The organism is Brachybacterium kimchii (assembly GCF_023373525.1).
In the GTDB taxonomy this organism is placed as follows: Bacteria; Actinomycetota; Actinomycetes; order Actinomycetales; family Dermabacteraceae; genus Brachybacterium; species Brachybacterium kimchii.
Map to the genome: position 1 here is coordinate 477,155 of NZ_CP097218.1, position 22,319 is coordinate 499,473.

At 71.4% G+C, this 22,319-nt stretch carries 18 protein-coding genes and 1 tRNA gene; 9 read left to right on the forward strand and 10 right to left on the reverse strand.

The window, feature by feature from the left end; genetic code table 11:
- Window positions 1-4 precede the first annotated feature (4 nt).
- The 4 genes from M4486_RS02170 (at window position 5) to M4486_RS02185 (ending at window position 3,532) form a co-directional block, all read left to right on the forward strand.
- Window positions 5-856, forward strand: a complete 852-nt coding sequence (locus M4486_RS02170; protein ID WP_249479342.1) for an energy-coupling factor transporter transmembrane component T family protein — start codon at window positions 5-7, stop codon at window positions 854-856.
- Entirely contained in the window at window positions 847-1,722 is an 876-nt protein-coding gene (locus tag M4486_RS02175) for an energy-coupling factor ABC transporter ATP-binding protein (RefSeq protein WP_249479343.1), read from the forward strand. The genes M4486_RS02170 and M4486_RS02175 overlap by 10 nt, the downstream gene beginning before the upstream one ends.
- Window positions 1,703-2,497, forward strand: coding sequence for an energy-coupling factor ABC transporter ATP-binding protein (locus M4486_RS02180; RefSeq protein ID WP_249479344.1), 795 nt, complete (start codon window positions 1,703-1,705; stop codon window positions 2,495-2,497). The genes M4486_RS02175 and M4486_RS02180 overlap by 20 nt, the downstream gene beginning before the upstream one ends.
- 63 nt (window positions 2,498-2,560) lie before the next feature.
- Window positions 2,561-3,532, forward strand: coding sequence for a nucleoside hydrolase (locus M4486_RS02185; protein ID WP_249479345.1), 972 nt, complete (start codon window positions 2,561-2,563; stop codon window positions 3,530-3,532).
- Between the two features lie 62 nt (window positions 3,533-3,594).
- Here the strand turns inward: M4486_RS02185 and M4486_RS02190 are convergent, their stop codons facing one another.
- Both M4486_RS02190 and M4486_RS02195 read right to left on the reverse strand, forming a co-directional pair.
- Entirely contained in the window at window positions 3,595-4,557 is a 963-nt protein-coding gene (locus M4486_RS02190) for a DNA-formamidopyrimidine glycosylase family protein (RefSeq protein WP_249479346.1), read from the reverse strand.
- Window positions 4,557-9,365, reverse strand: coding sequence for an ATP-dependent helicase (locus tag M4486_RS02195; RefSeq protein WP_249481051.1), 4,809 nt, complete (start codon window positions 9,363-9,365; stop codon window positions 4,557-4,559). Before M4486_RS02195 ends, M4486_RS02190 begins: the two co-directional genes overlap by 1 nt.
- A 303-nt stretch (window positions 9,366-9,668) precedes the next feature.
- On the opposite strand from M4486_RS02195, the gene M4486_RS02200 reads away from it, so the two are divergent.
- Both M4486_RS02200 and M4486_RS02205 read left to right on the forward strand, forming a co-directional pair.
- On the forward strand, window positions 9,669-10,295 hold the full coding sequence (locus M4486_RS02200; RefSeq protein WP_228359569.1) for a superoxide dismutase: 627 nt from the start codon (window positions 9,669-9,671) through the stop codon (window positions 10,293-10,295).
- 355 nt (window positions 10,296-10,650) lie between these two features.
- Window positions 10,651-11,235, forward strand: coding sequence for a single-stranded DNA-binding protein (locus tag M4486_RS02205; protein WP_249479347.1), 585 nt, complete (start codon window positions 10,651-10,653; stop codon window positions 11,233-11,235).
- Window positions 11,236-11,260: 25 nt separating this feature from the next.
- On the opposite strand, the gene M4486_RS02210 is transcribed toward M4486_RS02205, so the two are convergent.
- Entirely contained in the window at window positions 11,261-11,806 is a 546-nt protein-coding gene (locus tag M4486_RS02210) for a PPA1309 family protein (protein ID WP_249479348.1), read from the reverse strand.
- Between the two features lie 146 nt (window positions 11,807-11,952).
- Here M4486_RS02210 and M4486_RS02215 point away from each other — a divergent pair, with 146 nt between their 5' ends.
- Both M4486_RS02215 and M4486_RS02220 read left to right on the forward strand, forming a co-directional pair.
- On the forward strand, window positions 11,953-15,096 hold the full coding sequence (locus tag M4486_RS02215; RefSeq protein WP_249479349.1) for a UPF0182 family membrane protein: 3,144 nt from the start codon (window positions 11,953-11,955) through the stop codon (window positions 15,094-15,096).
- 188 nt (window positions 15,097-15,284) lie between these two features.
- Window positions 15,285-15,358: transfer RNA gene (locus tag M4486_RS02220), tRNA-Met, on the forward strand.
- A gap of 106 nt (window positions 15,359-15,464) precedes the next feature.
- Here the strand turns inward: M4486_RS02220 and M4486_RS02225 are convergent.
- The 5 genes from M4486_RS02225 to M4486_RS02245 form a co-directional block, all read right to left on the reverse strand.
- Complete coding sequence (locus M4486_RS02225; RefSeq protein WP_249479350.1) at window positions 15,465-15,959, reverse strand: nuclear transport factor 2 family protein; 495 nt, start codon at window positions 15,957-15,959, stop codon at window positions 15,465-15,467.
- Window positions 15,960-16,028: 69 nt separating this feature from the next.
- On the reverse strand, window positions 16,029-16,889 hold the full coding sequence (locus tag M4486_RS02230) for an SDR family oxidoreductase (RefSeq protein WP_249479351.1): 861 nt from the start codon (window positions 16,887-16,889) through the stop codon (window positions 16,029-16,031).
- Window positions 16,886-17,893: a PLP-dependent cysteine synthase family protein gene (locus tag M4486_RS02235; RefSeq protein WP_249479352.1), complete on the reverse strand. Its 1,008-nt coding sequence runs from the start codon at window positions 17,891-17,893 to the stop codon at window positions 16,886-16,888. The genes M4486_RS02230 and M4486_RS02235 overlap by 4 nt, the downstream gene beginning before the upstream one ends.
- 59 nt (window positions 17,894-17,952) lie before the next feature.
- Window positions 17,953-18,567 carry a peroxidase-related enzyme gene (locus M4486_RS02240; RefSeq protein ID WP_249479353.1) on the reverse strand — a complete coding sequence of 205 codons (615 nt, stop codon included), beginning with the start codon at window positions 18,565-18,567 and terminating at the stop codon, window positions 17,953-17,955.
- Window positions 18,564-19,199, reverse strand: a complete 636-nt coding sequence (locus M4486_RS02245) for a peroxidase-related enzyme (RefSeq protein WP_249479354.1) — start codon at window positions 19,197-19,199, stop codon at window positions 18,564-18,566. The genes M4486_RS02240 and M4486_RS02245 overlap by 4 nt, the downstream gene beginning before the upstream one ends.
- A 294-nt stretch (window positions 19,200-19,493) precedes the next feature.
- Here M4486_RS02245 and M4486_RS02250 point away from each other — a divergent pair, with 294 nt between their 5' ends.
- Window positions 19,494-20,135 carry an SGNH/GDSL hydrolase family protein gene (locus M4486_RS02250; protein ID WP_249479355.1) on the forward strand — a complete coding sequence of 214 codons (642 nt, stop codon included), beginning with the start codon at window positions 19,494-19,496 and terminating at the stop codon, window positions 20,133-20,135.
- A 15-nt stretch (window positions 20,136-20,150) separates the two neighbouring features.
- On the opposite strand, the gene M4486_RS02255 is transcribed toward M4486_RS02250, so the two are convergent.
- Together M4486_RS02255 and M4486_RS02260 are read right to left on the reverse strand one after the other, a co-directional pair.
- Window positions 20,151-20,957 (reverse strand): calpain family cysteine peptidase, encoded by an 807-nt coding sequence (locus M4486_RS02255; RefSeq protein ID WP_249479356.1) that lies wholly within the window; start codon window positions 20,955-20,957, stop codon window positions 20,151-20,153.
- A 16-nt stretch (window positions 20,958-20,973) separates the two neighbouring features.
- Window positions 20,974-22,194 (reverse strand): pyrophosphate--fructose-6-phosphate 1-phosphotransferase, encoded by a 1,221-nt coding sequence (locus M4486_RS02260; protein ID WP_249479357.1) that lies wholly within the window; start codon window positions 22,192-22,194, stop codon window positions 20,974-20,976.
- Window positions 22,195-22,319: the final 125 nt, after the last annotated feature.

Here is a 22,319-nt window from a genome sequence, read left to right on the forward strand (position 1 = left end):
CGCCATGAGCATCCCGCAGAATCCCGCCTCCCCGGTGCCCACGGGAGAGGGCACGGATGAGGGCGACCTCGAGCAGATGGCTCGCGAGCTGCAGCAGCCCATCCACCGCGGCAATGCGGTGCTCGACCTCGACCCGATCTGCATGGCCGTCATCCTGGCCTGCCTCGCGATCATCGCCGTCGCCCTGCCCGGCGTGATCGCCCCCGCCTCCGTCTGCGTGGTCTTCGCCCTGATCTCGATCGCCGCCGGTGTCGCCCGCAGCTTCATCCCGAACTATCTGAAGCTTTTCGCCGTCGTCGGTCTCATCCTGTTCGTGCTGCGCGCGATCTTCGTGGACGAGGGCACCGTGCTCTGGTCGCTCGGCCCTCTGGTGGTCAGCACCGGTGGGATCCTCTTCGGCCTCCGCTTCGCGCTCGTGGTGATGGCGCTGTGCGGGGCCGTGGTCCTGTACTTCGCGCTCACGCCGATGAAGACCCTCATGCTGGCGCTCGAGTCCCGCGGCGTCACGCCCAGGGCGACCTATGTGGTGCTCGCGTCCTTCCAGTCGATCACCGATCTGGGCCGCAACGCCCGCACCGTGATGGACGCCCAGCGTTCGCGCGGGATCGAGACCGAGGGCGGCCCCATCACCCGTATCAGGGCCTTCGGGCCCGTGCTGGCGCCGGTGTTCCTCGCCGCCATGAACCAGACCGAGGAGCGGGCCCTGGCTCTGGACGCCCGCGCGTTCAACGCCCGGGGGACCCACACGAACCTCGCGCAGCTCCGTCGCGTCGGACCGTTCGCGATCGTGCTCACCGTGATCGCGGTGCTGGTGACCATCGTCCTGATCCTGGGAGGTGTGCTGCTGTGGCGCTGACCGCGAGCCTCCGGGACGTCTCCTTCACCTACGCCTTCGGCGCCAAGCCGGCGATCCGCGGTGTCGACATCGACATCGAGCCGGGTCGGCTGTACGGCGTCGTCGGCCCCAACGGCAGCGGGAAGACCACGCTGTGCAGCATCCTGCGGGGCACCATCCCGAACTACCAGCCTGGAGATCTCACCGGCACCGTCACCATCCAGGGCAGGCGCCTCGAGGACTGGGACCCCGTGGAGCTGTCCAACACCGTGGGGTACGTCTTCCAGAATCCGTTCACGCAGATCAGCGGGATCAAGGAGACGGTCTTCGAGGAGATCGCCTTCGGACTCGAGAACCAGGGTCGGCCGCGGGAGGAGATCATCGACCGGGTCCGGCGCGTCATCGACCAGGTCGGGATCCGCCGCCTGATCCGCAAGAACCCCAACGAGCTCTCCGGAGGGCAGCGCCAGCTGGTCGCCTTCGCCTCGATCATCGCGATGGACAGCGAGGTCATCGTTATCGACGAGCCCACCAGCCAGCTCGACCCGGAGACCACGGAACTGATCTTCGAGATCATCTCCGGCCTGCAGGACGCCGGACGCACCATCATCCTCGTCGAGCACGCGATCGACCTGCTCGCCGAGCACGCGGACGACATCATCGTCATGTGCAGGGGCGAGGTCCTCGGTGCGGGCCCCGCTGCCGACGTCCTCACGTCAGACCTGCTGCCGAGGGCCGAACTGCGCCGTCCCGACGTCACCGAGCTCGCCCTCGCTCTGGAGCGCGACGGGCGGGGCCTCGCCCGCATCCCGGTCACCCGCGAGGATGCCCGGACCCTGATCTCCTCACGACTGGAAGGTGCCGCCCATGGCGATCAGCCTCTCTGACGTCTCCTACCGCTACCCGGACGGGACGCTCGCCGTGGACTCTGTGGATCTCGAGATCGCGGCGGGGGAGCGGGTCGCGATCGTCGGCCAGAACGGCGCCGGGAAGACCACCGCCGTCAAGATGATGAACGGCCTGCTGCGCCCCACCTCCGGAGAGGTGCGGGTGGACGGCGAGTCCACGGCGAAGAGGACCACGGCGCAGGTCTCGCGGGACGTCGGCTACGTCTTCCAGAACCCCGACGACCAGATCTTCGGCAGCGACGTGCAGGGCGAGCTCGAGTTCGTCGCCAAGCGCTCCGGCTGGGATGAGGGGACCCGCGACGAGCGCGTGCGCCGTGCCGCCGTCCTCGCGGGCCTCGGGAACGTCATGGAGCTGAACCCCAACGACCTGCCGTTCGCGGTGAAGAAGTTCGTGGCGATCGGAGCGATCCTCGTCGGCCGCTGCCGCTACCTGATCCTCGACGAGCCCACGGCGGGGCTCGACGGCCGAGGGCGGCGCCTGCTGACGCGCATGATCGACCTGCTCCAGCAGGAGGGCATCGGCATCATCACCATCACGCACGACATGCGCTTCGTCGCAGACCGGTTCGAGCGCGTGGTCGCCATGGCGCATCGTCAGGTCATCGCCAACGGGGACGTCCATGACGTCTTCGCCGACCGCGCCGTCATGCACGAGGCGAGGCTGCGACGCCCCGAGGCGGCGCTGCTGTCCCAGGACCTCGGACTCGATCCGCGCGCGCTCTCGATCGACGAGATCGCGGCTCTGATCCCCTGAGCCGTCGGACTCCGTCCGCTCCCGGAAACACCTCGACCACCGCCACGAACCCAGGAGGCACCCATGCCCGTCCAACACATCCTGCTCGACGTCGACACCGGAGTGGACGACGCGATGGCGATCATGTTCGCGGTCCGCCACCCGGACATCGACGTGCGTGCCGTGACCTGCGTCGACGGCAATGTGCCCCTCGCGCGCGTCCTCGAGAACACGTGCCGCGTGCTCGACGCGCTCGATGCTCCCGAGGATCTGCCCGTCGCGGCCGGAGCTTCCCGGCCGCTCGTCGAGCCGCCCCGCGATGCGGCGCAGGCCCACGGGGCAGACGGACTGGGCGGGATCTCGCTCCCGCACAGTGATCGTCCCGTCTCCGACCTCCACGCCGTCGAGCTCATGCGCCGGACGATCGAGGACTCCGTCGAGCCGGTCACCCTGGTCGCCCTCGCGCCGCTCACGAACGTCGCGCTGCTGCTGCGCATGTACCCCGAGACCGCGGCCCGGCTGCAGGGCATCGTGCTGATGGGCGGCTCCGCGTCGGTCGGGAACGCGACCGCGGTCGCCGAGTTCAACGTGTGGCACGACCCGGAGGCCGCGCGCATCGTCTTCGAGAGCGAGCTGCCCGTGCGCATGTACGGCCTCGACGTCTTCGACCGGGTGGGGCTCGACGAGGAGTCCGTGGCGCGGCTCGCGGCGAGCACCGACCCCCTGACCACTGCGCTCGGAGAGCTGCTCGCCTTCTGGCTCCGCGACGAGGACGGTCTGCCCGGCGGTCCGGAGGCGGCGCGGATCGGCGACGCCGGCGCCGTCTGCTCGCTGGTCGCCCCGGACCTCATGGACATCCGCACCCTGCCGGTGCGCGTCGAGACGGCGGTTGGTCCCGCACGCGGCCAGACCATCGTGGACCGTCGGCGCGGACCCGGAGAGGACGCCGAGCACGGGCTCGCGGACACCGGGAAGAACGTGCAGGTCGTTCTCGGGGCGCAGGAGGATGCTGTCGCCCGACTCTTCCTCGAGACCGTCGTCCCGGACGGCGCGTGACCTCTCGAGTCCCCTGCCGGAGCCGGCGTCGAGGCCGGGCGACGCACGATCTCTGCGGGGGGTCAGGTCCTGAACCCGCGCCGCCGGGATCCTCGTGTCCCCGCGGCGGCTCGCGGCGCTCCGTCCTCAGGGCCACCGGCCTGGCAGCGCGGGCACACGAAGATCACGCGTCCCTCGGAGCCCTCGATCTCCGGTTCGAGCAGCTCGCCGCGCTGGATGCGGGCGCCGCAGCGGCGGCAGGGCTCCCCGGCGCGTCCGTAGACCCACAGGTCGCCGCGTCGGCCCATCATCCCGCCGGTCGTCATCCGCACCGCGCGGCCCGTGTTCACCGTGAGCAGGCGCTGGGCGAGGTCGACCATGCCGGGCAGGTCCGCGACCTCGCGCAGCGGGGCCGACGGGTGGATCCGGTGCAGGAAGCACAGCTCGCAGCGATAGATGTTGCCGATCCCTGCGAGGTTCCGCTGATCCAGCAGGGCGAGGCCCACGGGCCGCTCGGGCCGTGCACGCAGGTTCTCGAGCGCCTGCGCACGATGCCGGTCGGTCCAGTCGGGGTCCAGGAGGTCGGGACCCAGGTGGCCGATGAGCTCGTCCTCGTCGGCTGTGCGCAGCAGCCGCACCTGCTTCACGTCGTATCCGACCGCCCGGACCTCGCGGCCGTCGTCGCGGAGTGCCTCGAGCACCACGCGGGCGGTGTGCGGGGGACGAGGGCCGGCGCTCGTGTCGCTCGAGCGCAGGGAGTTGCCGTCGACGTGCCAGATCCCGTCCATCATCAGGTGGCTGTGGAGGGTGAGAGGCTCGGCCGTTCGGGTGGACGTGACCTGACCGCCGGGCGCGCCAGGGCCGCTGGGCGGGAGCAGCCGCAGCAGCAGGTGCTTGCCGCGCGGGACCACCTCCTGCACCCTCCAGCCGCGCAGGCCCGCGGTCGCGGCGCTCGGCACCCGCAGGTCGCTGCGGGTGATCTCGGCGCCGGCGAGGGCCTCGTGGAGGATCCGGCACTGGCGGAAGACGGTGTCGCCCTCGGGCATCAGCGGCCTCCCGCGCGCAGGCGCAGCGACCGCGGGGAGCGGTAGCAGCCGGCGTCGACGAGCGCCCGGACCACGTGGGCGACCTCGGCGTCCTCGAGCCCGTGCCCGACGATCCGCTCGACCTGCAGCTGCGGCAGCAGGGCGTCCTCGCGGATCGCGCGGGCGAGCTGCTCGGCCACGAGCGGCGTGGCGTCCTCGTCGGCCCACCACAGCAGGCTCTTGCCACCGCGCTCGACGAAGGCGGCGACCTCGCCGTCGACGAGGACGACGAGAGTCCCGGCGCGGCGTGCGGGCCGTGCCGTCGTGCCCTCGGGCGGGGCGATGGGCAGGGCCGGCCAGGGCAGCGCGGCGCCATAGGGGTTGGCCGGGTCGGTCGCGGCGATCACGAGCGTCGACGGCCCGGCGCCGCCCTCGCGGGCATCCGCTCCTGCGTCCCGCCGCGACTGCGCTTCGTGCTCGCGGTCGCGCAGCAGGTCCACGGCCTCCACGGGCGCGAACTGCGAGGCCCCGAGGCCGTCCACGAAGTAGCCGCGCCGGCAACTGCCGGCCTCCTCGAGCGTCGAGAGCACCCGGTAGACGCCCGCGAAGGAGCCCGGCACGTCCTCGACGTCCATCGCACCGCGGGTGAGGACGCCGTGGCGGTCCAGCAGCAGCGTCGCGAGTGCCGCGGAGCGTGCCGACGGCTCCACCGCCTCGACCCGCAGCGCCGACCACCGCCCCGCGCCGACAGGCCCTGTGACCAGCTGCGACGGCTCCGAGGCGCCCTGTCGCATCATGGCCGCCGAGAGTCGCGCCGCGCCGCGCCGGGTGAGGGGACGCGAGCGGCCCGAGCGCCCGGCGCCGCCCGTACGGCTCGCGCCGCGGGAGGGTGCGGGGCCCAGGGCATAGGTCCGCAGCGCCTCGAAGGAGTCGTTGGTGACGAGTCCGGCGAAGGCCAGGTCCCAGAGGGCCTCGTGCACGTCCCGCGGGCGGGCGGCCTCGCCGTCCTGTTCCCCTGTGCCGCTCGCGAGCGCGGTGAGGATCTCGCCGTGGCGCAGGGCGCCCGGGGTGTCGCGCAGCAGAGAGAGGATGCGGGCGCTCAGCGATCCCTCGGTGAGCGCGGCCGCGGACTCCTCGAGCGCGCCCGCATCGAGCCCCAGGGGGAGCGCATCGGCCAGATGGAGGCGCACCCATCCGTCGGCCGCCCCGAGCCGGCCGTGCCCGGACCAGACCACCTCGCCGGAGGCGAAGGCCGCGTCGAGCGCGGCGGGGGAGAAGTCCGGGAGGCGTGCGGGAAGGATCTGGGTCTCCCAGGCGCTCAGCGGCAGCGACACCCCCGCGAGCTGGTCGATCACCGAGAGCAGGCCGTCGGCCCCGCGCCAGTCGGCCCGGGCCCGGCGGCCGTCGGGTCGCCGCGCCGGCAGGTGCTGCCAGTCGGAGAGGAAGCGCGCGTAGACGGGATGGGGGACGGGGGCGATGTCCTTGCGCGAGGCGGCCAGGGAGGCGCGGCGGATCCGCCGCAGCATCTGGGCATCCACCCACTCCTCGCCCTCGCGCCCGGGCGTGAACTCGCCCTGCTGGAGGACCCGCTCGGCGGTGAGCTGCTCGAGCGCCGTGCGCGCGACGCCGGGGGCCAGGTCGAAGGCGTCGACGAGGTCCGACGGGGCGAAGGGGCCGCGGCTGCGCGCCCATCGCGAGACGAGATCCGCGACCGCGCGCGTCACGGGCGCCAGGTGCGCCTCGGGGATCCCGGGCGGCAGCGCAGCCCCGAGCGCGTCACGCAGGAGCCCCGCGTCCTCGATCGCGGCCAGGTGCTCGACGCCGCCGATGCGCACGGCGACGGCGCGGCGCGCGTCGACGAGCTCGCGGCCGATCTCGGCGGCGCTGTCCTCAGCGTGAGCGTCCGCGCGCTCGTCCGTCTCCCCGAGCCGCGCGGAGATCTGGTCGAGCGTGAGCGGGCCGAGGCGGCGCAGGGCGTCGGCCGCATCCTCGGCGCCGCGCAGTGGGCGTTCCCCGTCGAGGCCCTGCGCGCGGCGCTCGACGTCCTCGATCACGCGCGCGTCCAGCAGCTCCCGCAGGCTCACGCTGCCCAGCAGCTCCGCGAGCAGCGACTGGTCCAGGGCGAGGGCGGCGGTGCGGCGCTCGGCGAGCGGGGCATCGGTGTCGTAGATGAACTGGGCGAGGTAGCCGAACAGCAGGGACCGCGCGAAGGGCGAGGGGGAGTCCGTCTCGACCTCCCGCACCTGCACGCGGCGTCCGGCGACCCCGCGCATGAGCTCGACCAGGGCGGGGAGGTCGTAGACGTCCTGCAGGCACTCCCGCGCCGCCTCGAGCATGATCGGGAACTGCGGATAGGGGCGGGCCACCTCGAGCAGGTGACCGGCCCTCTGGCGCTGCTGCCACAGCGGCGCCCGGGAGCGCGGGTCGCGGCGCGGCAGCAGCAGGGCCCGGGCCGCGCACTCCCGGAACCTGGCGGCGAACAGAGCGGAGGTGCCGACGAGCCGCTGCACCTCCTCCTCGATCTCCTCGGGCGTGAACACGAACAGGTCCGCCCCGGGAGGCTCCTCGCCGTGGGGGATGCGCAGGACGATGCCGTCGTCGGCCGCCATCACCTGGCCGTCCAGCCCGTACCTCTCCTCGACGCGGGCGCCGACGGCGAGGGCCCACGGCCCGGTGATCCGCTGGCCGAGCGCGCAGTGCAGGACGACGCGCCAGTCGCCGAGCTCGTCGAGGAAGCGCTCGATCACCAGCTGGTCCGGGCCGGGGACGACTCCGGTCGCCTGCTGCTGCTCGGCGAGGTGGTCGACGACGGCGCCGCGCGCGTTCTCGTCGAGGCCGAGGGAGCCCAGGCGCTCGCGGGCGGTCTCTTCCGGGAGGGCCGCGAGCTCCGCCTGCATGCTCGCGATCGCGCGGCCCAGGGTCGCCGGCCGCCCGGCTCCCTCGCCGTGCCAGAAGGGGATGCGACCGGTGAGGCCGAAGGCAGGGGAGACGGTGACGCGATCGGCGGTGATCTCCTCGATCCGCCAGCTCGAGGTGCCCAGCGTGATGACGTCCCCGCGGCGGGACTCGTAGACCATCTCCTCGTCGAGCTCGCCCACCCGGCGCGGCTGTGTGTCCCCCTCGGCGGCGACCAGGTGCACGGGGTAGAGGCCGCGGTCGGGGATGGTGCCGCCGCTGGTGACGACGAGCCGCTGCGCGCCGGGGCGCGCCTGCAGGGTGCCCGACTCGTGGTCGTGCACGAGCCGCGGGCGCAGCTCGGAGAAAGCGGTCGAGGGATACCGGCCGGCGAGCAGGTCGACCGTCTGGTCGAAGGCCGAGCGGGGCAGCGAGCGGTAGGGGTGGGCCTCGCGGACCAGGTCGAACCAGTCCTCGACGTCCAGGTCCTCCGCGAGCGCCGCCGAGAGGGTGTGCTGGGCGAGCACGTCCAGGGCGTTGCGGGGCACCGCGAGGGGCTCGATGCGGCCCTCGACGGCCTCGTGCACGGTCACGGCGGCGCGCAGCACGTCGGAGGCGTGCAGAGGATGGAGGACGCCCTGCGAGGTCGCGCCGACGTCGTGCCCGGCCCGGCCGATGCGCTGCAGCAGGCTCGAGACGCTGAACGGCGTCTCCACCTGGATCACGAGGTCCACCGAGCCCATGTCGATGCCGAGCTCGAGGGAGGAGGTCGCGACCACGCAGCGCAGCGCGCCGGACTTCAGCTGGTCCTCGATGCTCGCGCGGATCTCCTTGGACATCGAGCCGTGGTGCGCCCGGGCCACGTCCTCGATCTCGTCGGGGGAGACGGCGAGGTCGTCGGGCGAGCGGGCCACGAGATCGGAGTCCGCGTCCGCTCCGAGCACGCGGGCCGCCTCGTCCCCGACGACCTGCCTGCGGTGGAGGGTGTTGAGCTTCGAGGTGAGGCGCTCGGCCTGGCGACGGGAGTTCGTGAACACGATCGTCGAGCGATGGGCGAGGACCTCCGCGAGCACGGCTCGCTCGACGTGCGGCCAGATCGTCCCGGAGACGTCGTCCTCGTCGACCGCGTCGGCGGGCGGGTCGATCGCGGACAGGTCCGGCACGGGCAGGCGCACGCCGATGTCCCAGGTCTTGGCCGACGGCGGGCGCACCACCTGCACCGCACCTCCTCGAACCGGTGCGCCGTCTCCACGGCCCGCCCCGCCCGGTCGGGTCGCCCCTCCCTGTCGGTCCGCCCCGCCGAGGAACGCGGCGACCTCGTCGACCGGCTCCACGGTCGCCGAGAGCCCGATCCTCTGCGCAGGCTGGTCGAGCATCGCGTCGAGCCGGGCGAGGGAGAGCGCGAGGTGCACGCCGCGCTTGGTGCCCGCGACCGCGTGGACCTCGTCGACGATCACGGTGCGCACGCCGGCGAGGGTCTCGCGCGCGGACGAGGACAGCATGAGGAACAGCGACTCGGGGGTCGTGATGAGGATGTCCGGCGGACGGGTGAGGAGACGGCGCCGGTCGGCAGGCGGGGTGTCGCCCGTGCGCACGCCCACCCGCAGCTCGCGGTGGTCGAGCCCGAGGCGCTGGGCCGCGCGCATCGTCCCGACCAGCGGGGAAGTGAGGTTCCGCTCGACGTCGACGCCCAGCGCCTTGAGCGGCGAGATGTAGAGGACGGACGTGGTCCCGGGACTCTCGTCGCCGCCGAAGGCGAGGTCGTCGATCGCGGTGAGGAAGGCGGCGAGGGTCTTGCCCGATCCGGTCGGGGCGACCACGAGCGTGTCCTCGCCGCGGCCGATCGCCTCCCATGCCCCCTGCTGCGCGGCCGTGGGCGCGGCGAAGGCCTCGGTGAACCACGCGCGGGTGGCGGGGGAGAACCGCTCCGGCATCGCACGGGCGGCCGGTGCCGGGGCGAGGGCCGCCCCGGCATCGGCTTCCGTGCCGGAGCCGCTGCCCCGGTCAGCACCTCGTGCGCTCGCCATCGGACCATTCTCGCAAGGCGGTCCGACGAACGGGGCCGGGGCGCCGGGGACGGTCCGGGCCGCGCACGGCCGACCTGTGGCGGTGGCCGTGTCAACTGCGGATCCTGTGTGAACGCGCCCTGCCCGCATGCAGGACCGACGTGGCAGGATGGAGGACACGGCGGGACCCGTCTGCGGTCCCCGCGACCTCGAATGGAAGGGATGAACCTCATGGCGGAGTACACGCTTCCCGATCTCGATTATGACTACGCGGCGCTGGAGCCCCATATCTCGGGCCGGATCATGGAGCTGCACCATGACAAGCACCATGCGACCTATGTGAAGGGTGCGAACACGGCGCTGGAGAAGCTGGCGGCGGCGCGCGAGGCGAACGATTTCGGTTCGATCAACCAGCTGTCGAAGGATCTGGCGTTCAACCTGGGTGGTCACACGAACCACTCGATCTTCTGGAAGAACCTCTCGCCCGAGGGCGGGGACAAGCCCACCGGTGAGCTGGCGAGCGCGATCGACGAGTACTTCGGGTCGTTCGATGCGTTCCAGGCGCAGTTCACGGCGGCGGCTCTGGGGATCCAGGGGTCGGGCTGGGCGATCCTGGCGTACGAGCCGATCGAGGGGAACCTGGTGATCGAGCAGTTCTACGATCAGCAGAACGGGATCCCGGTCGCGACGGTGCCGCTGTTCCAGCTGGACATGTGGGAGCACGCGTTCTACCTGGACTACCAGAACGTGAAGGCCGATTACGTGAAGGCGATCTGGAACATCGTGAACTGGGCGGATGTCCAGGCGCGGTTCGAGAACGCCCGCAGCACGAAGGGCCTGGTCAACCCCGGCGCCTGAGACGCCATGACCCACCTGATCCGCTGACCCCTGCGTGGGCGCCCGAGCACCGGCGCCGCCTGCGGGGGCGAGCGATCAGCTCGACCGGCGGTCTGCTCCTGATGAGGAGCCGGCCGCCGGTCTCTTCATGTCTCGTGGGCTCGGCGGGGCCGGGCGGAGGCACCGATGCGCCGGCCGTCCCCCCCCCCCGCTCACGGCACGGCGTTCGCGGCTTGTCCCCGTGGGTCCTCCCCAACGCCGGGTTATCCCCATTCCGGCAGCGACCGTGGCGGACGGCGTCGCCGCTGGGGACTCTGGGGGAGTCGGCAGAGGGCCGACGGCGGGCCGAGCCCCGCCTCTGAGGAAGGAACCCGCCATGAGCATGAGGGATGTCTACGTCACCGTCCGCGGCAACGCGACGAGCGACGCCCACACCACGAACAACCAGAGCGAGCCGACCGTCATAGTGCGGATCGCCGTGAACCGCCGCTACTACGACAAGGGGACCGACGACTTCAAGGACGCTGCCACTCCGGACTTCTTCAACATCTACGGCACGAAGGCGCTGGGCAGGAACATGCTGCGCTCGGTGAAGAAGGGCGATCCGGTCATCGCGACCGGCCGCCTCAGCTACTCCGAGTGGACGTGGGAGGACGGCTCCGAGGGTCGGAGCATGCAGGTGCGGGCGGATGCGGTGGGCCACGATCTCGTGTTCGGCACCACGCACATGGCGCGCGCCCAGCGCCACGACGATCCGCCCGTCGACATCAACACCGGAGAGGTCTTCCCCGGCGGACAGCCCTCCATGGTGCGGCCCCTCAGCGGGGTCGTGGGCGACGACGGGGACGGTGCGCCCGCCGCCATGCCGCCCGAGGGCGCCTCGGACGGCCCCGGGGCCGACGAGGACGAGAGCAGGCAGCTCGCCGGTCAGGGAGCGGGCGGCGCCGACGCGCCGTTCTGAACCGGACCGCCGCTCCGGACCGGGCTCACTCCTCCCCGGTGACGGCCTCGCGGATCGCCGCGACGACATCGGGGAGGAGCTGCGCGCCGAGCGTGACCTCCTTGTGGCCCTCGCGGCGCACCGCGCAGAACATGGTGCCGTCCTCGAGGGCGGCGACCGCGGCCCGCATGCTGCCGGCTCCCGTGGGGAGCGAGTCCTCGGGTGCGCGCTCCTCGCGCTGCGCGGCGCTCAGGTCGAAGCACGCGGCCAGGCCGGTGATGCCCTCGGGCCACGCGAGCGCGGAGAGGGAGGAGAGGGGGTCGGAGTCCGAGGGCACGTCGTCGAGCTCGACGGGAGTGAGGTGCCGGGAGTCCTGAGCCAGGCTGAGCGCCACGTCATCGCCCAGGAGCGCCGCGAGCCCCGGCTGCTCGGCGAGCAGCTGAGCGCTGCGCAGGAGGGCGAACCAGTGGACGCGCTCGAGCGCAGGCTCCTCGAGGTGACGGAGCACCTCCAGGAGCACGCCGGCCAGGGCCGCCTGCGCGGGGTCGAGATCGTCGTGCGGGGCATCGGCCCCGCGGGGAGTCTCACTCATCACAATCCTTCCAGGGGAGACCTGGCAAGATGGGAGGGCCACCGTTGCACGCGGTCGGCCCCACACTGTATCCGGAGCGGCGTCTCCTCCACCCGGCGATGAAGCCCCGGTGCGGTGTTCATCCCACGACTCTCCCAGAGGACCCCGTGAGCTTCTCCGCACCCCTCGGTGACCAGCCCCGACCCCGACCACAGCCGGCCGGTGCCGGTTCGTCGGGGAGGCGCCGCCGCCTCTCCCCGCTCTCGATCACGATCGGCGTGCTCGCGCTCCTCGTGATCCTCCTGCTGATCGCCTCCGCGGTGTGGACCAGATTCCTCTGGTTCGACCAGATCGGCTTCACCGACGTCCTCACCACGCGCTGGCTGACGCAGGGGCTCCTGTTCCTGAGCGGCTTCCTGGTGTTCGCGGTGCCGCTGTTCTTCTCGCTGCGCCTGACGTACACACATCGGCCGGTCTACCCGCCGGTGACGCGGGAGCAGGAGGCCATGGAGCAGTTCCGCGCGGCCGTGGACCCGCTGCGCCGCGGCATCACGATCGTCGCGCCCATCGTCATCGGCGCCTTCGCCGGGCTCGCCGCGACTCGGCGCTGGCAGGATGTCCAGCTGTTCCTGCACCCCCAGTCCTACGGCAGCACCGACGCGGTGTTCGGCCTCGACGTCGGCTTCTACGTGTTCACGCTGCCGGTGATCACGATGATCATCTCGTTCCTGCAGTTCATGGTGCTGGTCGCGGCGGTCGCGGCGGTCGCCGGGCACTTCGTGTACGGCGGGATCAGCTGGACGCAGGAGAGCGGCCTCGAGGTCACCACGACCGCGCGGCGCCACCTCGGGATCGTCGCCGCCGCCTACGTGCTGCTGCTGGGCGTGGGCCACTGGTTCCACCGCTACGGCATGCTCACCGGCGAGCACGACCGCTTCGACGGCGCCTCCTACACGGACGTCCACGCGATCCTGCCCGCCCAGACGATCCTCGCGATCGCCGCGGTCATCGTCGCGGCCCTGTTCGTGCTGTGGATCTGGCGGGCCGACTGGCGGATCCCCGCCGTCGGCGCCGGTCTCATGGTGCTCTCCACCCTCGTGGTGGGCACCGCCTACCCGTGGGCCATCCAGCAGTTCAAGGTGACCCCGAACGAGCGCGCCCTCGAGCAGCCGTACATCCAGCGCAACATCGAGGCGACGCGCACCGCGTGGAACGTCGACGACGTCACCGAGACCTCGTACTCCGCGTCGACCACGGCCGAGGCGGGCGCGCTGCGCGAGGACGCCGACACCACCGCGCAGATCCGCCTGCTGGACCCCTCGATCGTCTCCCCGACGTTCGAGCAGCGCGAGGCGAACCGCCAGTACTGGGGTTTCGACCAGGTGCTCAGCGTGGACCGCTACACGATCGACGACCGCCTCCAGGACACCGTGATCGGCGTGCGCGAGCTGCGCCCCGACAAGTTCAACCTCGACAGCCGCGGCTGGGTCAACCGGCACATCGTCTACACGCACGGCTACGGCCTCGCGGCCGCCTTCGGCAACCAGCGCAACTCGGACGGCGAGCCCGACTTCCTGCAGTCCGGAGTCCCCGGCAAGGGCGAGCTGGGCGATTTCGAGGAGCGCGTCTACTTCGGCCGCCATTCGCCGGACTACTCGATCGTCGGCGCGCCCGAAGGGTCGGAGCCGGAGGAGTTCGACTACCAGACGGGAACCGACGAGAAGAACGAGGGCGCCCAGCACAACAACACCTTCACCGGTGACGGCGGCCCGAAGGTCGGCAGCTTCTTCAACCGCCTGCTGTACGCGATCAAGTTCCGCGATCCCAACATCGTCATCTCCAGCTACGTGAACTCCGACTCGCAGATCCTCTACGACCGCCAGCCGCAGGAGCGCGTGAAGGAGGTCGCGCCGTTCCTGCAGCTGGACTCCGAGATGTACCCGGCGGTCGTGGACGGGCAGATGGTGTGGGTGATCGACGGATACACGACCACCGACGCCTACCCGTACTCGACGAGCCAGAACCTGGACTCCGCCACGGTCGACTCCAAGACCGCCGAGGAGGACGCGAGCGACAACTACAGGGACGCGCACGCCAACTACATGCGCAATTCCGTGAAGGCCACCGTCAACGCCTTCGACGGCAGCGTGAACCTGTACACCTGGGACACGGACGACCCGATCCTCAGGTCGTGGCAGCAGGTGTTCCCCGACTCGCTGAAGCCCGCCTCGGAGATCTCCGGCGACCTCATGAGCCACCTGCGCTACCCGGCCGACTACTTCAAGGCCCAGCGCGAGATCCTCGCGAAGTACCACGTGACGGAGGCCGACGAGTTCTTCGGCCAGCAGGACTTCTGGCAGGTCTCGCCGGACCCGACGGCGAAGGCATCGACCAACGCCGACGGCTCCAAGGGCACGCAGGCCCCGCAGCCGCCGTACTACCTCACGATGCAGATGCCGGGGGAGGAGTCCCCGCGCTTCACCCTGTCCTCGAACTACATCCCCTATCAGGGGCAGAGCGGGCAGAACGTGATGACGGGCCTGCTCGCCGTGGACTCGGAGACGGGGGACAAGGCCGGGAACCCGGCCAAGACCTTCGGCAAGATGAACCTCCTGGTGCTGCCCACGACGAACCCCGTCAACGGCCCCGGGCAGGTCCAGGCCACCTTCAACGCCGAGCCCAACGTCTCGCAGGCGCTGAACCTGCTGAAGTCGGGGAACTCCGAGGTCATCAACGGCAACCTGCTCACGGTCCCCGTGGGCGGCGGCCTGCTGTACGTCCAGCCCGTCTACATCCAGTCCTCCTCCGCCGGCGGCGGCACCCAGTACCCGCTGCTGCAGATGGTGCTGGTGTCCTTCGGGGACAAGATCGGCTTCGCGCCGACGCTCGACGAGGCCCTCGACAAGGTCTTCGAGGGCGACTCGGGGGCCAACGCGGGCGACGCGAAGGTCGAGAGCGACCAGAGCGGCGCGGTCTCCGGCTCCGTGGACACCGAGAGCGGGGAGGCCGACAAGAGCGACGCGTCGGGCGCCTCGAAGGACTCGGGCGACTCAGGCGACGCGGGGTCGGACACGGCCGGCGGCACCGCCCAGCAGCGTCTGGATCAGGCACTGAAGGACATGGACCAGGCCACCAAGGATGCCGACGCCGCGATGAAGAAGGGCGACTGGAACGCCTACGGCAAGGCGCAGGACGAGCTCTCCGACGCTCTGCAGCGGGCGGTCGACGCCAACAGCGAGATCGAGGGCTCCGGCTCCGGCTCCGGCGGCGCGGCGAGCGACGGCGGGGGCGCGAGCGACGGCGGGGACTGACCCGCCGACCGTGACTGCGCCGGCCGGACCCGTGCTCGTGGGTCCGGCCGACGCCCGCGCGGATGCCCGCGGCCGCTCGGAGTCCCGTCTGACCAGGGCCGTCGGAGGGCGGCGACGTGTCATGGCACACGTTCCCGCCCTCCCGGCTGGACTCCGAATCGGGGGTGTCCTAGAGTTGAACATGTCGCCGCGGGGTGGAGCAGTTCGGTAGCTCGCCGGGCTCATAACCCGGAGGTCGTAGGTTCAAATCCTGCCCCCGCTACGAAGAGAAGGCCCCCGATCCGGAAACGGATCGGGGGCCTTCGACTTATGCCCTGGTGATGCCCCGTCGGACCCCGCAGGGCCCTGACCGCCTCACCCCGTCCGGCCTACAGCCACTCCTGTGCGAGCGTCCGACGGATGTTCTCGAGGTCGTCGTCCTCGAGAGGCACGAGATCGCGGGTGATCGACTTCAGCGCCAGCTCGCGCCGCGCGATCCTCCATCCCGCCTCGACCCGGCGCAGATCATCGACGTAGACGCCGGTGCCGCGGATCAGCAGGAACGAGGTCGGATCCTCCGTGCTCTGCAGCGTCGTCCACGACGCCTCGGTCACCGCGTGGGCGACGCCGTCCGCGATGCGGGCGCGAGTCTTGCCCACCAGGTGCTGGCCGCTCAGGCGCGTGCGATCGTTCGCCGAGAGCGCGGTGACCAGACTCTGCGGGGTGTGCGTCACCGCCCGGTCGATGAGCACGATCTCCGCGTCCGGCAGGAAGGCGTCCTCGAGGAGCTCCCATGCGCGCTGATCCAGCGCGTGGGAGTAGGCGTTGATCGCGTCGTCGATGCCGGCGCGATCCACGAGGTGCTGCAGTCTCGGGTCGGTCATGGGTGAGTTCCTTTCACAGAGGTGTGGTGCTCGGGGCCCGGACGGACCGAGTGCGAGGAGCGTTCCCGCTCAGCCCCACCGGATGGTCGATCCGGCGTCGATCGTGAGATGGGCACCGGTGATGAAGCGCGCCTCGTCCGAGGCGAGGAAGAGCACCGCGTGGGCGACGTCGATCGGGTCGATCCACGGTGTGTCCAGGAGCTTTCCTCGCGAGAAGGCCTCGATGACGTCCTCGGGCCGGGGATCGGGGATGTCGGGACGGTAGCGGCGCAGGTTCTGGCGGTTCAGCACCAGATCGGTGCCCACGGCGGTGGGATGTGTCGTGTTCACGCGCCCGCGATAGGGGCCGAGCTCGTGCGCCCAGGTCTCCGCGAGGCCGACCAGGGCCGTCTTCGTCGCGGTGTAGGCGGAGGAGTTCGCGCCACCGCGCACGCCCGCGGTGGAGGACGCGAGGATGACGCTCGACCCCCTCGGGTTCCGCTTCAGGTGCGGGAACGTGGCCTGAGCGGTGTGGAACACGCCGGTGAGGTTGATGGAGACCACGCCGTCCCAGGTGGCCTGGTCGATGTCCTCGACCGGCCCCTCGGGACGGAGCACGCCGGCGTTGGCGAAGACGATGTCGAGCGGGCCGAGGGCACGGACGCCGCGGTCCGCGGCGTCGGCGAGCGAGTCGCGGTCGGTGACGTCGGCCGCGAGCGGGAGCAGGGCGTCGGGATCGGACAGGCCGTCGCGCAGCCGGCGCAGGGTCTCCTGCTGGGAGTCCAGGTCGACCGCGATCACCCGGGCGCCCTCCTCGATCAGCCGCAGCGCGGTCGCAGAGCCGATGCCGCCGGCCGCACCGGTGATGAACGCGGTGCGGCCGGCGACGCGCCCGCCGCCTCCCGTCGGGACGTGCTCGGGGGAGTGGGCATCGGGCGGCGGGGAAGTCACGCGGCGTCCCCCAGCGGCTTGTACAGGCCTGTGGAGAGGTACTTGAATCCGTTGTCCGGGTAGATCACCACGATGTTCCTTCCCTCGGCCTCCGGTCGCCGGGCGATGCGCAGGGCCGCGGTCAGCGCGGCGGCCGCGGAGGTCCCGAGGAACAGTCCGTCGGTCTTGGCCGTCTCCTGCGCGGTGCGGTACGCCTCCTCCGCCTGCACGTCGATGACCTCGTCGAAGGCGAATCCGTTCTCGAGGTTCGAGCGGATCAGAGTGGGCACGAACTCGTCGGGGACGTCGTGCACGGGCAGGGTGCCGTCGATGATGTTCCCCGTGAAGTCCTCGCTGTCGGGCCGGGAGGAGTCGGCCGCCTGGACGCCGACGATCGTGACGTCGGGGTTCTGCTCGCGCAGGTAGCGCCCGGTGCCGACGATCGTCCCGGCGGTGCCGGCGGCCGCCACGAAGTAGTCCACCCGCCCGTCGGTGTCCTCCCAGATCTCCGGGCCGGTGGTGCGGTAGTGGAACTCCTGATTCGCCTCGTTCACGGTCTGACCGGCGTAGTGGAAGCCCTGCTCCTCGGCGATGCGGGTGATGCCGCGGATGAGGTCGTCGATGACGAGGCCCTTCTCCTCGAAGTCGGCGATCTCCTCGATGTCGGTGAAGGAGTGGGTGTCCAGGCCGAAGCCGTTGAAGATGTCCAGCCTCTCCTGGGTGGTGCCCGGCTCCAGGTAGGGGATGAACTCGAGCCCCAGCGCGTGACCGATCGAGGCGAGGGAGATTCCGGTGTTCCCGCTGGTCACGTCGATCAGCGTGCTGCCCTCGGAGATCTGTCCCTTCGCCCGGGCGTCCTCGATGAGGGCCAGCGCGAGTCGATCTTTCACGCTGCCCGAAGGGTTGAGGTACTCGAGCTTGCCGATCACGTGCGCGGCGATCCCGTGCTTCTTCTGGTAGTTGCTCAGCTCGACCAGGGGCGTGTTGCCGACGAGCTCGGCGATGGACTGGTGGATGCGCGACAAGGCGTCGTTCCTTCCTGACGGTCCGCGCTGCCCGGGACGGTGCGGGAAGCGCGGGGTGTTCAGCTGTTGAGTGCGGCGTTCTGGGCGTCGAAGGTCTCGGGGTCCGGCAGCACGGCCAGGGCGATCGAGATCCTGTTGGTGGCGTTGATGACGGAGGCGATCTGGATCGCCTCGTAGATGCCGGCGTCGTCCAGGCCGAGTTCCCGGAGGTGATCGAGATGCTCCCGCGTCACCTCGCGCGGGGCGCGCGTGATCGTCGTGGCGAGCTCGGCGAGAGCGTGCTCCCGCTCCGTGAGCTCGTCGACCTCGCGGTGGTCGAGCCCGATGCGAGTGGCCAGGTGGTGGTCGCCGAGGTGGCGTGCGAGGCCGTCGATGTGCAGGGTGTGGCAGTACGGGCAGCGGTTCTCCACGGAGACGACGGTCGCGATGATCTCGCGCTCCCTGGCGGTGAGGGTGCTCCTCCTGCCGTCGGACCCTTCCAGGAGCGGGAAGAGGTAGGCGTTGAGTCGGTCGTTGTCGGCGCCTCCGAGGGCGAAGGCGCGCAGCCAGTTCGGGACGAAGCCTCCCGTGCGCTCGGTCGCCTCGAACAGCCTGCGGGTGCGATCCGTGAGCTCCTCGGAGGAGGGCACGTGCAGGCGGGAGACGGCGGCGGCGGTGGAGGCGGGCGCGCTCATGCGTCGAAGAACTGCGCGTCGGGCAGCACGTTCAGAGCGACGGTGAGCCTGTTGCCGGCGGCGAACGCGATGACCACGAAGAGTGCCTCGATGATCTGCTCGCTGCTCAGGCCCTGCGCGCGGAGCCCCGCGATGTCGGCATCCCCGAGGGCGTGCACGTCGAGCGAGACCGTGCGCGCGAAATCGGCCAGCGCGCGGCGACGCTCGTCGAGCTCTGCCACCTCGCGGTCGTCCAGGCCGATCCGGGTGGCGAGCGCGTGGTCGTGGATCGCCCTCCCGTAGGACTGGATGTGGTTCAGGCGGCAGTAGCTGCAGCCGTTGGCGGCCGAGGAGACGAGGGCCAGGAAGTCCCTGTCCTCCTGGCTGAGCGCCCCCTTCCGTCCGAGCAGGCCCAGCAGCAGGGTGTTGAGGTGCTGTGCGTGCTCGCCGGCGAGGGCGGAGGCGGCGGCCCAGTTCGGGAGGTAGCCGAGCTGGGACTCGAGGCCGTCGAGCTGCTCCCGGAGAGCGGTCGGCAGATCCTCGCGTCGGGCGAGGGGGAGCCGGGAGATCTCGGAGCGCTGCTCGGCAGGGCTCGATGCGGCCGTGTCCCGGGCAGTCGTCGCCGTGGGCGCCTGCGTGGCGGTGGTGGTCATGGGTCCTCCGTCCCGTGGGGTGTGGATCGGTCGTGCGCGCGGCAGCTCCGCGACTCGCACGCACATAAGCACACTAGATGGGGTGCATAAGCGGAGCAAGGGGTAGGAGATACGGCGACTCACGCGGACATCTGCGTGGACGTCCTCGTCCTCCCCGCGCCGCCCGATGGTCATGAGGATCTCTTCGCACACCGGGTTCGCCTCGGAGAGCGTGTCCGGGCGGCCGGGGCCCGCGGCCGTCACGAGACGTCCGGACCCCGCACGCGCGCCCTCGCGTTCTGAGAAGATCAGCCCATGAACGACACCGCCGTCCCCGCCCGCACCCTCGTCTTCATCGGGGACTCAATCACCGACGCCGGCCGTCGCGAGGATCCGGAGCACCTCGGGTTCGGATACGTGCGGCTGATCGCCGAGCACTTCGCGGCCCATGAGCCGGATGCGAGGGTGCTGAACACGGGGATCGGTGGGAACCGCGTGCCGGACCTGGTGGCGCGGTTCGGTCCGGACTGCGTGGACCTCGCCCCCGACGTCGTCACCCTCTACGTGGGCGTGAACGACACCTGGCGCCGCTACGACAGCGACGACCCCACCTCCGTGGAGGACTTCGAGGCCGGGTACCGCTATCTGCTCGACCAGCTCTCGGGCGCGCGGCCGGGCGTGCCCGTGCTGCTGATCCTCCCGTTCGTCGCCGATATCGACGAGGAGAAGGCCCGCTTTCACGAGGACCTCGCTCCCAAGGTCGCTCGCATCCGGGCGCTCGCCCGCGAGTTCGGCCACCCCGTCGTGGACTCCGAGCACCTGCTGGAGCGCGCCTACGCCGCGGGCCACACCCCGGCGACCATCGCCGAGGACGGCGTGCACCCGACGATCGCGGGGCACCGCCTGCTGGCCGACGCCTGGCTCGAGGCCTTCGCGACGGTGGACCCGCGACGCTGACGCGGCCCGGCCGCCTCAGCGCAGCGGGCGGGCGGTGACGTCGATCGAGAGGAAGCCGCGGCGGAACGTCCGGCGGTCGACGACGAGCAGCTCGTCGGGCGTCCACGGGTTCCGCAGGGAGATCTCGCCCGTCGCCGGGTCGCATCCCACGATCGCCATCACGTGGTTCGCCGGCAGCGGCCCGCCCGCGGTCATCACGCGGGGCGAGAGCGGGTGGGTGGAGGCGAGCACGGCGCGCCCCTCGTCGAGCCATCCCCGCAGGCGGTCGGGGCGGGGGAGCAGCACGTGCGTGCGCGCGGGGATCCCCGCGAGCAGCTGGAGGCCGAACCGCCCGAGCCCCCGACCGAGCATCCGGTAGGACCCGGCGACATGGATCGCGGCGGCCTTCTCCACGAGGCCCGGCCATCCCGGTGCGTCGGCGGCGCTCCCGGGTGCGGATCCGGACCCAGACCCAGACCCAGACCCAGACTCAGTCTCGGCCCCGGACCGGGACTGGAGTGCGCCCACCCAGCGGCCCCGCGCGTCGACCGGCATCGCCCGATCGACCGCGATGCGCACGCGGCCCCCGCGCAGCAGGACTCCGACGCTGCTCGACCCGTCGTGCGCCCTGATCATCTCTGCGACGCGCGCGGGCGCCGCCTCGTGGATCGCGAGCATCGCCGCCGCCACCCAGCAGTCGCCGAACGCGCCCTGGCGGGGACGGGCATCGAGGTCGAGCGCGGAGCCGTCGACGCGGAAGCCGACGCCCGCGGGGCCCGCGGACAGGACGCGCGCCCGCCGTACAGGGACGACGAGCGCGCGCAGCCGGCGGCGCCAGCTCATGGGCGGGAGTGACTGATCAGTGGGCTTCGACGGGCTCGACGTCCTGGCCGATGCGCGCCATCACCTCGCCGAACCAGGGCTGGGAGATGTCGAAGGCCTTGTGGCCGGCGATGCGCTCGAACTCGATCGCGCGCAGCAGATCGCCCCGCTCCTCGTCGTGCCCGATCACGCCGGTGCCGCCCTCGAGGGCGACCTGCACGGCGAGGTCCGTCATGGACTTGATGAGGCGCAGGTCCTCCGCGTTCGCCTTGGCCGAGCGCGAGAAGTAGCCGGACTTCTGCACCATGACCTTCTCCGCGCCCAGGCGCTCCGCGAACTGCTTCGCGAACCACTGGCCGGGGTTGATGGTGTCGAGCTTGACGTGGCCGAAGGGGTCCTTCTCGGGCTCCTCGCCGCGCGCCTGCATCTCGGCGACGATCTCGGGGATACCCGCGCCCTCCGAGAGGAAGATGTTCACGCAGCCGGCCTCGTCCATGACGGCCTTGAGGCGCTCGGCCTCGCCCTCGATGTCGAGCTTCATCTCGGGCAGGAACACGGCGTGCACGTCCCAGCGCTCGGGCGTGTGACCGATGCCGGGCAGCCACTGCTGCTGGGCGTGCCACTGCTGGTAGTACTCGGCGGCCTGCGCCGTGAGGTATCCGCAGGAGCGGCCCATGATCTCGTGGATGATCAGCATGCGCGGGTTCGAGCCGTGCTCCGCGAGGACGTTCTGGGCGAAGACGCTGGTCTGCTCCGCGGCGGTCTTCGCGCCCAGGGACTGGCGGATCGGCACGATGTCGTTGTCGATCGTCTTGGGCAGTCCCACGACCTGCAGGTCGAAGCCGTTCTCGTGGAGATGCTTGGCCAGGTCCGCGGCGGTGGTGTTGGTGTCGTCGCCGCCGATCGTGTGGAGCACGTCCACGCCGTCGGCCTTGAGCTTGTTCGCGGCGACCTCGAGCGCGTCCTCGCCCTCCTGGATGAGGCCGCGCTTCACGAGGTCGGCGGTGTTGGTGAGCTTCACGCGGGAGTTGCCGATGGGGGAGCCGCCGTAGTTGTGCAGGATCCCGGCGTGCTTGCGCACCTCGTCGTCCACGACGATCTTCTCGCCGGAGAGCAGGCCCCAGTAGCCGTGCTTGTAGGCGATGATCTCGACGTCGGGCACGAGCTCGGTGTAGCGCTCGATCAGTCCTCCCACGGCGGAGGAGAGGCAGGGGGCGTAGCCGCCGGCGGTGAGCAGTGCGACGCGCTTGATCGTCATGGGTCAGGTCCTTCGCGGTGTACGTGACGTGCGCGCACGGATGCGGACCGCGCAGCGCGTGGACAACACGGCCATCGTATCGGCCGGGTGCGCGGACACGCGCCGGCGGCCCGCGCGTCGGACCC